Here is a 15507-nt window from a genome sequence, read left to right as displayed (position 1 = left end):
ACCAACATGGGTTAATTGACGACACGCATATGGCTATGACCCGCTACCACAATCTGGCCGCCCTGCTGGGCCAGCGTATTGAACAAGGTTTATATCCCATCGGTGTTCGCCTGCCCTCTATCAGGGTGCTCAGCAAAGAGCACGGGGTCAGCATCACCACCGTACAGCAGGCTTACCGCGAGCTTGAAGAACAACAGTTGGTCGAGGCACGGGCTAAATCCGGCTATTTTGTCGCTCACCGCAAACTGCGCCCCGGCCTGCCCGCCGGTTGTGATATGACCCAATGCTCGCTGGCCATCCCGCAGTGGGACCTGGTGCTTGGCATGGCCGGCCCGGCGCAGGCGGGCGAGACGGCCTTTGGGACCGCCGCGCCCGACGTTACCGCCAGTAGCCTCAAGCCGTTAACCCGGGCGTTGAGCCATGTGAGCCAGCGGCAACACCTGCGGACGTTCGATGACGAGGATATCCGGGGTAGCGTTGAGCTGCGCGGGCAAATCGCCCGGCTGATGATTGACGGCGGCAGCCGCATGGATGCCGGCAACATCCTGATTACCGACGGCGGCCGGGAAGCGCTGTCGATTGCGATTCGCTGCGTCTGCAAGCCAGGGGATCTGGTGGCGGTGGAAAAACCCTGTTTCCCGGCCGGTTTGCAACTGTTGCACGGACTGGGCATGCATATCCTGGAAATCCCCACCGACCCGGTAACGGGCATCAGCGTCGAGGCGCTGGAACTGGCGCTGGAGCAATGGCCGGTAAAAGCCATCCTGGTCACGCCCACGGGGCAAAACCCGCTGGGCTGCCATATGCCGATCGCGCGCCGCAAGGCGCTGCTGGAGCTGGCTCAGGGACATGATGTGGCCATCGTTGAAGACGATGTCTACGGCGAGCTGTCTTATCCCTATCCCCGGCCGGCCACGATTACGTCAATGGATTTTTCCGGCAATGTGCTGTTATGCAGCTCCTTTTCCAAAACCCTTGCGCCGGGCTTAAGGGTCGGCTGGCTTGCCCCCGGCAGCTATATGAACCGCGCCGTCCATATGAAATATATCGGCACCGGCCCCACCGCCAGCCTGCCGCAGCTGGCCATCGCCGATTTTATCAGGCAGGGGCATTACCTCAAGCATGTCAGGCGTATGCGTGGTCAGTACCAGCATAATCGGGATGTGATAACCGGATGGGTGACGGATTATTTTCCCTGCGGTACGCGGGTAAGCCGCCCGCAGGGGGGCTTTTTATTATGGATTGAGCTGGATCGCCGTATCGATGCCCAGCGACTGAACCAGGCATTATCAGACCAGGCGGTTTCCATAGCCATCGGCGCGGTGTTTTCCGCCGCCGGTAAATATGACAACTGCCTGCGGATAAATTACGCGCGCCCGCTTTCAGACGAGATAAAGCAGGCCATACGGCAGATCGGTATGAAGGTTCAGCAGTTGCTGGAGCAACCCTGATTTCGTCCAGACCTTAAACAGCCAATGATTTAGTCAGCGTGATAAGCGCCAGATCGTCGCGTAAAGGCACGCCCACGTTGGGATCATTATAGGGAAAGGGCTCCGTATCACCGGTTTTGGCAAAACCGCGCCGTTCGTACCACGCAATCAGCTTATCCCGCACATTGATAACGGAAATCTTGAGGCTCCCGGCACCCGCGTCGCGGGCAAATTTCTCCGCGCCCGCCATGATGCTTTTGCCGAGACCGGCGCTTTGCGCATGCGGGCTTACGGCCAGCATCGAGAGATACCATTCGCCTTGATCCAAGGGCGTGAGCGCCACGCACCCGCATAATTCGCCGCGAGCGGGCTCCACCGCCAGAAGAATGATCGACGCGCCATTCTCTATCATGTCGGCCAGGTCGCGCCGGCTGGTGCGCGGCCCGTCGATCAGCCCGACTTCAGTGGTCCAATCCGGCGCCGAGAGGCCTCTGTAGGCCTGGTTAACCAGTTCCGCCACGCCGTCCAGTTCTTGTGCCCCTGCGATGGATAGCTCCATGTTTTCCTCTGCTTTCTGGCCGTTTTCCAGTGCTTATTAAAGCCGCATTATCACCGGCCCGTCAATAAAATCGGTCATGAGCAGAGGCCGGTATGACGCCCCCTAGGCGGCCACATCAGCGCAGGCGCGCGGTTTTGCGCATTGTCGCCTGACTTACGGCTGTTCAGGCGTGGGAAACCGGCCCAACTGCTGAAACAAACCGAACCAGTCCTCGAGATGCCAGGTCCTCTTAATGCGCGCCCCTTCGAATTCGTGGAATTCATGGATAGCAAAACCGACCTGTTTGCCCGTCGCCGGAATGCCGAACAAAGGCCCTAGATGGGTGCCGGTAATTTCCGCCCGCACCCCCATGCGCCCGGCCGTCTGGATGACATCGAGGATAGTGATTTTGACGTCGGGCATCGCCGCGATAAAGGCGCGGATAATCGGCTTAAGACCATCGGGGCCGGGACCCTGGCCGGGCGCCAGGGGAATATCGTCCCAGTCGGCGGTGACGGCGATATCCAGCAAATCCGGGTTCTGGTCGTTAAACGCACGGTAGAGCATGTCGACCGTTTGCCGTTCAACACGCAGTTGTTCTGTTTCAGCGAGCGCGGTGGAGGATGTCATTTGCGGCCGTTCCTTTCTGATAAGTGGAAATATAAGGTTGGAGTCTGATGAATCCGCTATTATTTGTCCAACAGATATAAAATATGAATGAGTATTTGATTTATGGATTTCCACGGTATCGATCTGAATTTGCTGGCCGCCTTTGACGCGCTGATGGACGAGCGGAACGTCACCCGCGCGGCGGCGCGCGTAGGGGTAAGCCAGCCGGCGATGAGCGCGGCGCTGTCGCGTCTGCGCGCGTTATTTGGCGATCCGTTGTTCCTGCGCAGCGCCGAGGGGCTGCTGCCCACGCCGCGCGCCAGGGATATCGCGCAACCCATCGCTCAGGCGCTGCGGCAGATAGAAGCGGCCCTGGTGGCCAAACCGGCGTTCATGCCGGCGAAGGCGTCGCTGGCCTTTACCCTCGGGGTGCCCGACTATCCGGCCTTTGTGCTGCTGGCGGCCCTGGTCACGGCGCTGGAAAAGCAGGCGCCGGGCGTGTCGTTAAACGTGCGCGCCTTTACCGGCCGGGATAGCGCCGTCGATCTGCTGGACGCGGGCACTATCGACGTCGCGGTCGGGGTCATGCCCACCCGCCCGGAGACCCGAATAATGACCCGGCCCATCCTGCGGGACGAGTTTGTCACCATTACCCGCCGCGCCGGCGCGGCGGTGGAAGACGCGATGACATTGGCGCGCTTCCTGGCCCTGCGCCATGTTCTCGCGTCCCCGGAGGACGACCGGCACGGCCTGGTGGATCAGGCGCTGGCGCAGATGGGCAAACAGCGTATCCTGGCGCTGACGCTGCCCCAGATGTTCGCGGTGCCCGGCGTCGTGGCGCGGACCGCATTGACGGCAACCCTGCTGCGGCGGGTCGTGCTGAATTCGCCCGTCCGGCACGAACTGGCCTTGTTTGCGCCGCCGGTGGTCTTGCCGCCGATAGAATTCCACCTGATCTGGCACCGGAAAAGCGATCAGCACCCGGCCCAGCGCTGGTTCAGGGAACTGATCGCGTCACATGCTTTAGCGTTGCAATAACCATTTGCCTGGCGGGCAAACCGGCGTTACGGTAATTCAGCGATTATTTTTCCCGCGAGGACATGATGACGGCAAAAAACAGTGAAAACGACAACCCCGCTTCCTTATCGGCCATCGCCCTGGCGCAAAAATTACAGGCTTTGGCGCAAACCGGGCTGACCTATACCAAAGATCGTTATGATATCGAGCGTTACCTGGAGCTACGGAATATCGCCGCGCAGCTGACAGCCGACGTATTGGCGTTAGATAAGCCGCCGGTATTGGACATGTTCAAACAACAGGAAGGGTATGCCACGCCAAAGGTCGACACCAGGGCGGTAATTCTGCGCCAGGGTAAAATACTGCTGGTGAAAGAGGCCGATGATCGGCTGTGGAGCCTGCCCGGCGGCTGGGCCGATGTCGGCGATAGCCCGTCCGACGCGGTGTGTCGTGAGGTCTGGGAAGAAACCGGCCTTACCGCCAGCGTGGAGCGCTTGCTGGGCGTATGGGACCGTAATCAGCATGGCCATCCGCCTTATCCCTGGCATGTCTATAAGCTGATATTTCATTGCCGGGAACTGGGCGGTGAAATCCGCTTAAGCGAGGACTCGCTGGACGTTGATTTTTTCGACCCCCTCGACCTGCCGCCGTTATCGTTAACCCGCATCGTGCCGGTAGAAATTGCAACCAGCCTGGAGATTATAAAAAACAATAAAAGCACCTGGTTTGATTAGCGCCAGGGGAAGAATATCCGCGGGTAAACATCGCCACGGATTTCTTCCGGCGGGATATTATTCCCTATTTTCAGCGGTATTCCCGGCTTTGCGTTGCGATATTTCACCCGCCGGTTTCCGGCCCGTCTTCTGCCAATAAGGCGGTAGCAGAAAGCTGGCCACGGCAATAATGCCCAGCCCCGCCCCCGCCAGCAATAATGTTTGGGCGCCGTAGTGATCCATCCAGATTCCGCCCGACATGGCGCCGGCGCCGATGCCGATATTAAAGGTCATCACGTACAGCGCCGACGCCGCCTCCGCCTGCCCCGGCGCCAGCTCTATCACCCAGCTCTGCAGGCCGATAATCAGCATGGCGATGGATGCGCCCCATAGCGCCATTACCAGCCAGGAAATACCCGGCAGCCCGGCGAAGCACAGCATCAGCAGTTGGCTGATAACAATACCGATGGCGGAAACCACCGCCAGGCGCATCGGCCGTGGTCCCAGCCAGCCGGCCAGCAGCGTACCCGCGGCACCCGCCAGGCCGAAGACCAGTAACGCCAACGGCAGGCGCGCGCCGCGCATCCCCAGGGTCTCGGTCACCAGCGGGGTGATATAGGTATAGCCGTTAAAATGGGCGGTAATTATCAACAGCGTTACCGCGGCGGCCCCGTAGAGCGGCCAGTTGCGATGGGGAAACCCCGCGCCCTCGCCGCGCGCCGCCACGGCCATCGGCGGCAACCAGAAATAGCCCATGATAAGGATTATCAGCCCGAACGCGCCGAAGATCGCGAAGCCCTGCTGCCAGTCAAAAGCCTGCCCCAGGGCGGTTGATAACGGCACGCCGGCCACGATGGCCAGGGAAATCCCCGAGAACACCCAGGCGGTGGCGCGGCTGGCCGCCATGCTCGGCGCAATTCTGACCGCGTAGGACGCCAGGCTGGACCAGAAGACGCCATGCCCCAATGCCGCCACGATCCGCAGTCCCATCAGCTGTCCCCAGGAATGGGTTATCAGGGCCAGGCCGTTGCACAGGGTAATAATCCCCAGCAGGACCAGAAATAGCGGCCGGCGATCAATGCGGTTGGTCGAGAGCGTCAGGGGGATTACCGTCAGGGTAATGATCCAGGCATACCCCGTCACCAGCGAGCCGACCGCGGCGTGGGAAACCCGCAGATCCGCGGCAATGCGCGACAGCAGTCCAATAGGCAGGTACTCGGTGGTTTGGGAAACAAACGCGCCCAACATCAATACCAGCAACGCACGTATCATCTTTTGAATATCCAGTAATGCACGGGAGGTGCGTAAAGACCGACGGATGGCGTTAACCATAACCGCTAAAGGATTAAAGAAAAATACGATACTATTCACTTCTCAGATGACATTTAAGTCATGAATGGAGGGAGCATGGGCTCTTTAAACGGCCTGGAACTTTTTGTTCAGGTGGTCAGAGCGGGCAGTTTTGTCGAGGCGGCCCGTCTTTGCGGCCTGTCGCCCTCGGCGGTGAGCAAAGGCATCGCCCGGCTGGAGGCGCGTTTAAGCGTCCGTTTGCTGAACCGAAGCACCCGCAGCGTCGCCCTGACGGCGGAAGGCGCCCGCTTTTACGACAGCAGCCAGACTATCCTGCGCGCTGTTGAAACCGCGGAAAATGAGCTGACCCAGATAAAGGAATATCCCCGGGGCAAGCTTAAGGTCAGCCTGGCGGATGAAAGCATGGTATTGCCCCGCCTGGCCGACTTTGCCCTGGCCTGGCCGGCGATAGAGCTGGAACTGGATTTTTCCGATCGCATGGTGAATGTTATCGCGGAAGGCTTCGACGTGGTGGTGCGCAGCGGCGCTATCAGTGATTCCCAATTGATGGCCAAAAAACTGGCGGTCTTCAGTTCAAAAGTGGTCGCCTCGCCCGCTTATCTTGCCAGGGCCGGCATTCCTCTGCATCCGGATGATTTACAGCGCCATGCCTGCCTGCATTACCGTTTCCCCCACAGCGGCAAACTTGAATCCTGGCAATTGCTGGGCGTGGATCCGGCATCGGCCAACCCGCTGCCTGTCGCCATGGTGTGCAATAACACTCAGGGACGGCTGAGCTTTGCCCGGCGCGGCGCGGGGCTGGCATGGCTGCCGGATTATATTGTCCGCCCCGCGCTGGATGAGGGCGCCCTGGTCAGCGTACTGGATGAGTATGCCGTCAGGGCGGAGCCGTTATGGCTGTTATGGCCTTCCGGGCCGTACCTGCCGTTAAAGACCCGGGTTTTTATCGATTATCTGGCCGGGTGTTTCCAGCCCGGCGCGAACCTTGCCGGCGGATAGCGCTGTGATGGGCCAAGCTCATGCCGGCGCGCGCGCCGGGCCGGGCTCGGAATCACCCGCCACGGTCGGACGCCGGTGCGCGGCAAAACCGGACTGCCCCGGCGCAATCTCAGGCCGCAGCGTCAGTTCGGGGATAATATACTCGCCGCCGTTCTGCGCACGAAAAGAGAGGGGCGGGGTGCGCCACAGGTTGTCCAGGCGTTGCGCGAGCGTGTCGCTGATAGCCGAAAACCGCGCCTCGTCCATGCGGCCGGTGCGATAGACCAGGAAGGGCGGCAAGACGTCGAACCCGGGATAATAGAGGATCCCGTGTTGGATCGGGAACAAAATATCCTCCATCGGGCCATTGATGCCGCGCGGGCTATAATGCGGCTCCCATCCCCCCGTGGTCACGATCAGCATCGCCCGTTTTCCCGCCATGGCGCCTTCCCCGTAGCGATCGCCCCAGCGCGCGTCGGAGTGTTCTCCCACACCGTAAGCGAAGCCATACGCATAAACGCGCTCCACCCAGCCCTTCAGGATGGCCGGCATCGAGAACCACCACAGCGGAAACTGCAAAATCACCGCATCCGCCCAGCGCAACTTGTCCTGCTCCTGGGCGATATCCGCGCTTTGCCGGCCGTTTTCGAAGGCGAGCCTGGAGTCCAGCGAGGGATCGAAACGCGCGCCGGCCGGTCCGTCCAGGCTATCGTTGGCGTCAAGCGCGGCTTTCCACTTCATGGCATAGAGGTCCGATACCTGGACCTGGTGGCCCGCCTGTTCTAAATGGGTAACCGCGAAATTTTTCAGCGCGCCGTTTAAGGATTGAGGCTCGGGATGGGCATAGACGATCAGGATATTCATAGCAGGACCTTGGTGATGGCAAAAAGGCAGAATAGGCCGTGTTCAGGTATAGTAGAAATTAATTTATTCTATTCCGGGTATAGCGATGATTAATCTCCAACGACTGGATCTTAACCTGCTGGTGACGCTGGATGTGCTGCTCGCGGAACATAACGTTACGCGCGCGGCGCGGCGGCTGAACCTGTCGCAGCCCTCGGTCAGCGTCCACCTCGCCAAATTAAGGGAAACCTTTGGCGATCCCCTGCTGCTGCCGGGACCCAGGGGCATGATCCCCACGCCAAGGGCCGAAGAGCTACGCGCGCCGTTACGGCAAGCGCTTGACGCGCTTTCGCATGCGATGTCGCCCGGCGCGCCCTTCGACCCCGCCACATCCAGCCATACCTGGCGCGTCGCCGCCTCCGACTACAGCGAATCGACGGCGCTGCTGCCCGCGCTGCCGGGATTACGCCTGATGTCCCCCGGCAGCAGGCTGGCGGTGCTCGCGCCGGTGCCGTCGCTTATCGCCCGGCAAGCGGAACAGGGTGAAATTGACCTGGCCTTTCATACCAGCGAAGGATCGCCGCCCGGCCTGCATCGCCGGGTGCTGTTCGCGGAGCGCTATGTACTGGTCGGCCGCGCCGGTCATCCGCGCTTGAAAAAACCGCCGACCCTGGCGCAGTTCTGCGAACTCGATCAGGTGATCGTATCGCCGGACGGCGGGGGATTTTACGGCATTACAGACAAAACGCTTGCCGATCTGGGGCTGGCGCGCCGGGTGGTGCTGTCAGTGCCCCATTTCCTGCTGGTGATGGCGGTGCTGGCCCGCACCAATCTGGTGGCCATGCTGCCTTCGCGCCTGGTGCGCGACGCTACCGCGCTGCGGGTGACCGAACCGCCGGTGGAGGTCGAAGGATTCGAACTGGCCATGCTATGGCACGATCGCGCCCATCACGACCCGGCGCATCAATGGCTGCGCGGCCATATCGCGGCGTCGGTGTGAACAAGGGCCTCTTCTCATCCGGCCGGATATTTTGAGGCTTTATATCCCGCTGAAAAGTGATCTGTCGCAAAGGTTATTATGGCGATGGTTAAAGAATGTATACTGTAAATATAATCTATTGAATATAGATATTTTATTGAACCAACCCTATCCAGCCGTTTATTTATAAAAATTGTATTAGCCACATTATTTATTTTTTTGCGGAGGAATGATGAAAATATTAACCACTGTTGTGCTGGTCCTGTTAATCATTGGCGGACTGAACTGGTTACTGGTCGGACTGTTTCAATATGATCTGGTCGCCGCCCTGTTCGGCGGACAGGCCGCCGTCGTATCACGGATTATTTATGCGCTGGTGGGGCTATGCGCTATTTACACGATCGCGCTGTTGCCGAAACTGCGCACCGCCTGCCACCACGCATAACAACACCGCCTCCCGTCCGCGGCGGGACGGGAACAATAATGACTCTCCCGCCGCGCAGGATGGAAAAACCGATAAATACCCCCGCCCATTCCGGGCCGGGGATATTATTATCACGATTTAAAAATCGACGTTGACCCCCACTTGGAACGAGCGTCCCGGCTCGACGGCCAGCGCCTGGTTGGCGAAATCCTGCCGGGTGACATTGGTTAACTGGCGGCTGCTCAGATAATCCCAGTATTTGCGATCGGTCAGGTTATAAATGCCGCCGCTGAGTTTGACGTTTTTCGCCACCTGCCAATAGGCGGTAAGATCCACCAGGCCGTAACCGGGAATACGCATATAGTCCGTGGTGGCGTCGGTTAATGCGCCACCGCTATTGGTATAGCTTTGGCGGTTGGTGGCGGTGGCTTTTTTCCCCTTCTGGAATGTCGAGGTAAGGGCGGTGCCGTAGCGCCGGCCCGGATCGTCCCAGGCCAGTCCCACAATGGCTTTCATCGGCGCGACGCTGTCTAAATCGACATAGTCGTCGCCCATATAGCTGGATTTGGACTTGCCCTTATTATAACCGAACGCGACGGTGGCGCTTAAGCCATTGACCGATTCAAACCAGGTGCCGAAATTAAATTTACTGCTGAATTCTCCGCCGTAGATATAGGCTTTGTCGCGGTTCTCAGCTTTATAAGCGACAAAAATATTGCCCGGAACGCGGGTAAATTCCCCCGGATTGGCGCTGCGGGTATAGCGGGTATTGGCAATAAAGTTTTTATAGGTGTTGTAGAACAGCGCGCCGTTAAAGGTCACGCCGGGAGTAATATCGCCTTTCAGGCCCCATTCAAAGTTATTACTGGTCTCCGTTTTCAGATCGCTATTGCCAATCAGGGCATATTGCTGGCTGCCGGCATAGCTCGAGCCGAGATTCCACGACCCATATAACTGGCTGGCGTCGGGGAACTGCGCGCCGCGTTTATATTGCAGGTAGGTGGTCATGGCCGGGGTGAGATCGTACAGGAAACTCAGGGACGGCAGTATCTGGGTATCGCTGTTGGTCTTGCCGTACAGGGATTCCACCTCGCCCGGAGTGAGCACCGCGCTGCCCGAGGCCAGGCTGGACAGGTTGGTGGGTTTACTGTTCTGGTAGACCGCCCGCGCCCCGGGCACAATGGCAAAGCCGTGCCCGGCCAGGTCAAGGCTGATGCGGTCCTGAACAAAACCGCCCAGGGTGTAGGTGCGGCTGTCGGCCTCGGGCTGCATAATGGCGGTATAGATGCTCGGGGCCGGGAATTGCGCGAACGGCCGCTCTGTTTCTGATTGACGCGCATTAAGGCCGGCGCTCAGCGCATGAATGCCGACGGTTTTCAGCCAACGGCTATCAAAGCCCCAGGTATCGACATTGTAATCCGACTGCACCCGCTCGCGCGTGGCGGCGGTCAGCGGCATGTCGGTGTTGTCGTGGGCCTCGGCGTTCTGGTAATAGAGCTGCGTATCCAGCTGGTCTACCCAGCCCACGTCAATCGGCGTCCAGCGATCCTTCACGCTCAGGCTCCAGCGGCGGGTATCGCTTTGCTGCCGGGACGTGCCGATCACGCTGCTGCCCGCGCTGTTCCAGGTATCAAAGTGGGTATGGTTGGTCTTATCGTAATATTCCGCCGTCCCGGTGAACTGATGCTCTTCGTTGGGTTGCCAGATGCCGCTGGTCATGATGGCGGTGGAATGCCAGTTGGCCGGGAAGGCGTCGGCGCTGTCGCTATTGGTCCGCGTCTCCTGTCCGTCCCGACGGCTTATCACCACCAGGCCCCGCAGCTCCTCATCGCCCGCCGCGGCGGTAATGCCGTTGTGCCAGGCGCGGTTGGCCGAATCATAATCGCTTTGATAACCAAAATAGGTGTTCTTTTTATAGCTCAGGTAATCGTCAGGCGACTTGGGCAGGAAGGATACCGCGCCGCCGATGGCGGTGTTGGCGCGTGCGATGGGGGTGGCGCCGGAGGCGATATCCACCTGGCCGTACATATAGGGGTCGATATAGTCGCGGCCGATGCCGAAGGTTCCCAGGCCGGCGCGGCTGGCGTAGGCGCGGCCGGTGGCGTTGGGCAAGGGGATGCCGTCCACGTCGATGGCGACGCGGTTGCTTTCCAGTCCGCGGATGTTATAGCCGGTATAACCGCTGCGATCGAAGCCGCTTTTACCCGACGACGAACCGGCGCTTGAACCGGTGGCGCTGATTAACGGCTGGTAGCGCATAATGGTGCCGAAATCATTGCCGCCGTGGCGTTGCATATCCTCCGCGCTGATGCGCGTAGCGGTGCCGGCCTGTTTCACCAGGCGGGGCGCATTGACCTTCATGACATCCTCAACGGCGGCCGGTTCTTTTGCCGGCTGCCCCTTGGCGTCATTATCCGAAGCGGCCGGCGGCACTTTGTTTTCCACGGCGCTTGCATGCCAGGCCGGCAAGGTAAATAGCATCGCCGAAATAAGGGCGTTAAAAGGCCTGTTTCGCCTTTTTTCAGTGAACATAATAGAGCCTCAAAGCGGTCAAATTATAAGTTAATGCTCAACCATTGCCGGAGTATTAGTAAGGGAATAGCTATCCCAATTATTATTATTGCTAAAACGCACTGCATTTAATGACGTAAAAACCCTACGGAAATAAGCAGTATTAGTCTGGCTACCCGTTATAAAAGTCAGGTTTTTGCTTTCCTATTCGCTGACGATAACATTATTTTAATTACGGTTATCTGACGGCTTCAGGCGTTGACGCTTGCTGGCGTGGTGTTATATCCCTAATAAAAAGTGGTGAGCCGAAGGCATATTCACAATTGATAACGATAATCTTTACGATAACAGAAATCATTATCATCTTTATACATTTTTAAGTTATATTTGCAACAGTTTCACTGCGAATGATTTACACGCCCGTTAAGCAGGCCCATTCGCAGCCGTATCCCGCTAACATCCGCTTTCGCCGGCACAAAAAGGAACCCTGAATGAACCAGCGTTATCAGCATTACCTTGAGCTAAAACAGCAGCATCCGAAAAAATATGCCCGGGAATTGGCGCAGTTGCTGAATATCAGCGAAGCGGAGCTGGCCTGGGCCAGGGTCGGGCATGACGCGCGGCGCCTGGACGGCGATATGCCGGCGCTATTGCAGGCGCTGGCCGCCGTGGGCGAGACAAAATCCATTACCCGTAATGAATATGCGGTACATGAACAGATCGGCCATTACGACAACCTGCGTCTCGGCGAGCACGGCGGCCTGGTGTTAAACCCGCGGGCGTTGGATCTGCGCCTGTTCGTCGGCCAGTGGAACTGCGCCTTTGCACTTATCGAATCGGGTCCGCGCGGCGAGCGCCAAAGCCTGCAGATTTTTGATCATCAGGGCGACGCGGTACTGAAAATCTATGCCACGGAGCAAACCGATCGCCATGCCTGGGAACAGCTTATCGCGCGTTTCGTCAGTGAAGATAATGCGGCGCTGGCGCTGGCGGCGGCGGCGGATAAACCGGCGCACAACGACAGTCCGGATAACCGGCGCATCGAACTGGACTGGCGCGCCATGACCGATGTGCATCAGTTTTTCCCCTTGCTTAAACGCCACAACATTACCCGGCAGCAGGCGTTTCGCGCGGTGGGCGACGACCTGGCCATACGTGTGGATAACCGGGCGCTGAGCCGGGTATTGCAAGCGGCGCTTGCGGATGCCAACGAAATCATGGTGTTTGTTGGTAACCGCGGCTGCGTGCAGATATTTACCGGCGCCATAGAGAAAGTGGTGCCGATGGAAAAGTGGATCAATATCTTTAACCGCCGGTTTACGCTGCATCTGGTGGAAGACGCCATTGCCGAAACCTGGGTAACGCGCAAACCGACCCGGGACGGCATGGTCACCAGCCTGGAACTGTTTGCCGCCGACGGCACGCAAATCGCCCAATTGTTCGGTCAGCGCAGCGAAGGGCAACCCGAGCAGATCGCCTGGCGCGGACAAATGGCCCTGCTGACGCAAAAAGGCCTACCGGCATGAAAAAATGGCTTATCGTTTTGCTGGCCCTGCCGATGGCGGCGCTGGCGCAAACGCGGGTGGTCAGCATCGGCGGCGATGTAACGGAAATCATCTATGCCCTCGGCGCGGGCGACCAACTGGTGGCGCGCGACAGCACCAGCCAGCATCCCGCCGCGGCCGTCGCCTTGCCCGACGTGGGTTATATGCGCATGCTCAACGCCGAGGGCATCCTGGCCATGCACCCCGGGATGGTATTGGCCAGCGATCAGGCCAAACCGTCGGTGGCGCTGCAACAGGTAGCCGATAACGGCGTCACGGTGGTTACGGTGCCCGGTACGCCCGATATCGCCGTCATCGACATTAAAATCGCCCGCATCGCCTCGGCGCTGGGCCGGCAAACGCAGGGCGAGACGCTGCGCGCGGATATCCGCCGCCAGATGGCGGCCATCCCCGCCACGCCGCTGCCGGTAAAAGTCTTGTTTATTTTCAACCATAGCGGCATGACCACCATGGCCGCCGGCCAGGAAACGGCGGCCGATGCGGCCATTCGCGCCGCCGGCCTGCAAAATGCCATGCAGGGATTTAAACATTACCAGCCGCTGTCGCAGGAAGGCGTCATCGGCAGCGCGCCGGATCTGGTGCTGATTACCACCGACGGGGTAAAAACCCTGGGCGGCGAGGAGAAGGTCTGGGCGCTGCCGGGGCTGGCATTGACGCCGGCGGGCAAGGCGCGACGGCTGCTGGTGCTGGACGATATGGCGCTGCTGGGGTTCGGCCTTGAAACGCCGGCGGCCATTGCCCGCCTGCGCCAGACCGCTGAAACGCTGCCATGATGCGCCAAGCCCGACCGGGACGGTTTTTACTGTTGCTGGCACTGGTGCTGCTGGCCATGGCGGCGCTGGCGGTAAATGTCGGCGCGATGCATTTGTCGCTGGTTAGCCTCTGGCGCCGGCCTTTTGACGCGGCGCTCTGGCATATCTGGTGGCATATCCGGCTGCCGCGCATCCTGCTGGCGGTGATCATCGGCGCGGCGCTGGCGCTGTCCGGCGGCGTGATGCAGGGGCTATTCCGCAATCCGCTGGCCGACCCGGGCCTGCTGGGCATCAGCAGCGGCGCGGCGCTGGCGGTGGCCCTGTCGGTGGTCCTGTCCGTGACGCTGCCGCCGCTGCTGGCGCTTTATTCTCCCATGCTGGCGGCTTTTATCGGCAGCCTGGCGGTGACGCTTATTATTTTTTCCCTCGGACGTCCCGGTCATCGCTCTTTGTCGCGCCTGCTGCTGCTGGGCATTGCCATTAACACCCTGTGCGGCGCTGCCATCGGCGTCTTGTCCTGGATAAGCGACGACCGGCAGCTGCGGCAGTTGTCGTTATGGGGCATGGGCAGCCTGGGGCAGGCGCAATGGCCGACGGTACTGGCCTGCGCCTCCCTGGTGCTGCCCGCCGCCCTGCTGGTGCAGCGTCAGGCGGCGCGGTTAAATCTGCTGCAACTGGGCGACGAGGAAGCTCATTATCTTGGCGTGGACGTGAAACGCACCCAGCGGCTGTTGCTGATGCTCAGCGCGCTGCTGGTGGCGGCGTCGGTGGCGGTCAGCGGCATTATCGGCTTTATCGGCCTGGTGATCCCGCATCTGGTGCGCATGTGCCTGGGGGCCGACCATCGCTGGCTGTTGCCGGGCGCCACCCTGGCCGGCGCCGCCCTGCTGCTGCTGGCCGATACCCTCGCCCGCACGGCGGTGGCGCCGGCGGAAATGCCGGTGGGATTGCTCACCAGCCTGCTGGGCGGCCCCTGGTTTTTGTGGCTTATCCTGCGCCGGCGCGGAGGCGAAAATGAATAAGGGCTTAACCGCCGAAGGCGTGGGCTATCGCATATCCAACCGGACGTTATTAGAGGATATCTCGTTATCGCTGGCCCCCGGCGAGCTGGTTGCGCTGATAGGCCCCAACGGCGCCGGAAAATCCACCCTGCTGCGCCTGTTGACCGGTTACCTGACGCCAAGCGTTGGGGAATGCCGCCTGCTGGGCCGCCCCCTGCGCCAATGGCCGGCGCAGGAACTGGCACGGCAGCGGGCGGTCATGCGCCAGCAAAGCAGTCTCTCCTTTCCGTTTACCGTGGCCGAAGTGGTGGCCATGGGCCGCGCGCCCTGGCAAACGCAGCCAAACCGCGACCGCGTGGCGGAAATCATGGCGTTTACCGGCTGCGATGCCCTGGCGGGGCGCGATTTCCGTCGTCTGTCCGGCGGCGAGCAGCAGCGGGTGCAGCTGGCCCGCACCTTGGCGCAGCTGTGGCAGGACGACGGCCCGGCCGGCTGGCTGTTTCTGGATGAACCCACCTCCGCGCTGGACTTATATCATCAGCAGCATATCCTGCGCCTGCTGCGCCGGCTTACGCAGACCGGCCGCCTGACGGTCTGCTGCGTACTGCACGATCTGAACCTGGCGGCGCTGTGGTCCGATCGGATTTTGCTGTTGCATGAAGGCAGGCTGGCGGCAAGCGGCGCGCCGGGCGATGTCCTGACCGAAGCGCGGCTAACGCGGTGGTATCAGGCGGATCTGGTGGTGCGGCCCCATGCGGAGTATGGGGTGCCGCAGGTTTCGCTGAAACGGTAAATAAGAACGCTCTGGCATCTGTGACCAGTCATGACTCGCGCAC

General features: G+C 60.1%; 15 protein-coding genes. 10 read left to right on the top strand and 5 right to left on the bottom strand.

Annotated features, from left to right (window positions below; translation table 11 throughout):
• The first annotated feature begins 35 nt into the window (after positions 1 to 35).
• Positions 36 to 1451 (top strand): PLP-dependent aminotransferase family protein, encoded by a 1416-nt coding sequence (locus ACL2XG_RS16490; RefSeq protein ID WP_413723518.1) that lies wholly within the window; start codon positions 36 to 38, stop codon positions 1449 to 1451.
• 13 nt (positions 1452 to 1464) lie between these two features.
• Here ACL2XG_RS16490 and ACL2XG_RS16485 read toward each other — a convergent pair whose 3' ends face one another.
• Together ACL2XG_RS16485 and ACL2XG_RS16480 are read right to left on the bottom strand one after the other, a co-directional pair.
• Complete coding sequence (locus ACL2XG_RS16485; protein WP_413721724.1) at positions 1465 to 1989, bottom strand: GNAT family N-acetyltransferase; 525 nt, start codon at positions 1987 to 1989, stop codon at positions 1465 to 1467.
• Between the two features lie 153 nt (positions 1990 to 2142).
• Positions 2143 to 2598 (bottom strand): ester cyclase, encoded by a 456-nt coding sequence (locus tag ACL2XG_RS16480; RefSeq protein WP_410012910.1) that lies wholly within the window; start codon positions 2596 to 2598, stop codon positions 2143 to 2145.
• A 102-nt stretch (positions 2599 to 2700) separates the two neighbouring features.
• Here ACL2XG_RS16480 and ACL2XG_RS16475 point away from each other — a divergent pair, with 102 nt between their 5' ends.
• Both ACL2XG_RS16475 and ACL2XG_RS16470 read left to right on the top strand, forming a co-directional pair.
• A complete protein-coding gene (locus ACL2XG_RS16475) occupies positions 2701 to 3615 on the top strand; it encodes a LysR family transcriptional regulator (RefSeq protein ID WP_413721725.1) in 915 nt (304 codons plus the stop codon).
• A 62-nt stretch (positions 3616 to 3677) separates the two neighbouring features.
• A complete protein-coding gene (locus ACL2XG_RS16470; protein WP_410012908.1) occupies positions 3678 to 4328 on the top strand; it encodes an NUDIX hydrolase in 651 nt (216 codons plus the stop codon).
• Positions 4329 to 4385: 57 nt separating this feature from the next.
• Here ACL2XG_RS16470 and ACL2XG_RS16465 read toward each other — a convergent pair whose 3' ends face one another.
• Positions 4386 to 5579, bottom strand: coding sequence for an MFS transporter (locus tag ACL2XG_RS16465; RefSeq protein WP_413721726.1), 1194 nt, complete (start codon positions 5577 to 5579; stop codon positions 4386 to 4388).
• A gap of 135 nt (positions 5580 to 5714) precedes the next feature.
• Here ACL2XG_RS16465 and ACL2XG_RS16460 point away from each other — a divergent pair, with 135 nt between their 5' ends.
• Positions 5715 to 6617 (top strand): LysR family transcriptional regulator, encoded by a 903-nt coding sequence (locus ACL2XG_RS16460; RefSeq protein WP_413721727.1) that lies wholly within the window; start codon positions 5715 to 5717, stop codon positions 6615 to 6617.
• Positions 6618 to 6635: 18 nt separating this feature from the next.
• Here the strand turns inward: ACL2XG_RS16460 and ACL2XG_RS16455 are convergent, their stop codons facing one another.
• Positions 6636 to 7460: an NAD(P)H-dependent oxidoreductase gene (locus tag ACL2XG_RS16455; RefSeq protein ID WP_413721728.1), complete on the bottom strand. Its 825-nt coding sequence runs from the start codon at positions 7458 to 7460 to the stop codon at positions 6636 to 6638.
• Between the two features lie 85 nt (positions 7461 to 7545).
• Between ACL2XG_RS16455 and ACL2XG_RS16450 the strand changes: the two genes are divergently transcribed.
• A complete protein-coding gene (locus ACL2XG_RS16450) occupies positions 7546 to 8439 on the top strand; it encodes a LysR family transcriptional regulator (RefSeq protein WP_413721729.1) in 894 nt (297 codons plus the stop codon).
• 208 nt (positions 8440 to 8647) lie between these two features.
• A complete protein-coding gene (locus ACL2XG_RS16445) occupies positions 8648 to 8863 on the top strand; it encodes a DUF378 domain-containing protein (protein ID WP_410012903.1) in 216 nt (71 codons plus the stop codon).
• 117 nt (positions 8864 to 8980) lie between these two features.
• Here ACL2XG_RS16445 and ACL2XG_RS16440 read toward each other — a convergent pair whose 3' ends face one another.
• Positions 8981 to 11374 (bottom strand): TonB-dependent receptor domain-containing protein, encoded by a 2394-nt coding sequence (locus ACL2XG_RS16440; protein ID WP_413721730.1) that lies wholly within the window; start codon positions 11372 to 11374, stop codon positions 8981 to 8983.
• A 470-nt stretch (positions 11375 to 11844) separates the two neighbouring features.
• Here ACL2XG_RS16440 and ACL2XG_RS16435 point away from each other — a divergent pair, with 470 nt between their 5' ends.
• Genes ACL2XG_RS16435 through ACL2XG_RS16420 form a run of 4 tightly spaced genes read left to right on the top strand, consistent with a single transcriptional unit; the run spans position 11845 to position 15464 of the window.
• A complete protein-coding gene (locus tag ACL2XG_RS16435; RefSeq protein WP_413721731.1) occupies positions 11845 to 12879 on the top strand; it encodes a hemin-degrading factor in 1035 nt (344 codons plus the stop codon).
• A complete protein-coding gene (locus ACL2XG_RS16430) occupies positions 12876 to 13691 on the top strand; it encodes a heme/hemin ABC transporter substrate-binding protein (protein WP_413721732.1) in 816 nt (271 codons plus the stop codon). Before ACL2XG_RS16435 ends, ACL2XG_RS16430 begins: the two co-directional genes overlap by 4 nt.
• A complete protein-coding gene (locus tag ACL2XG_RS16425) occupies positions 13691 to 14692 on the top strand; it encodes a FecCD family ABC transporter permease (protein ID WP_410016678.1) in 1002 nt (333 codons plus the stop codon). Before ACL2XG_RS16430 ends, ACL2XG_RS16425 begins: the two co-directional genes overlap by 1 nt.
• A complete protein-coding gene (locus ACL2XG_RS16420; RefSeq protein ID WP_413721733.1) occupies positions 14685 to 15464 on the top strand; it encodes a heme ABC transporter ATP-binding protein in 780 nt (259 codons plus the stop codon). Before ACL2XG_RS16425 ends, ACL2XG_RS16420 begins: the two co-directional genes overlap by 8 nt.
• Positions 15465 to 15507: the final 43 nt, after the last annotated feature.

Source organism: Sodalis sp. RH24 (assembly GCF_047324145.1).
Lineage (GTDB): Bacteria > Pseudomonadota > Gammaproteobacteria > Enterobacterales > Enterobacteriaceae > Acerihabitans.
Note: the sequence above shows the minus strand (reverse complement) of the source record. Positions and strands in the feature narration are given on the sequence as shown.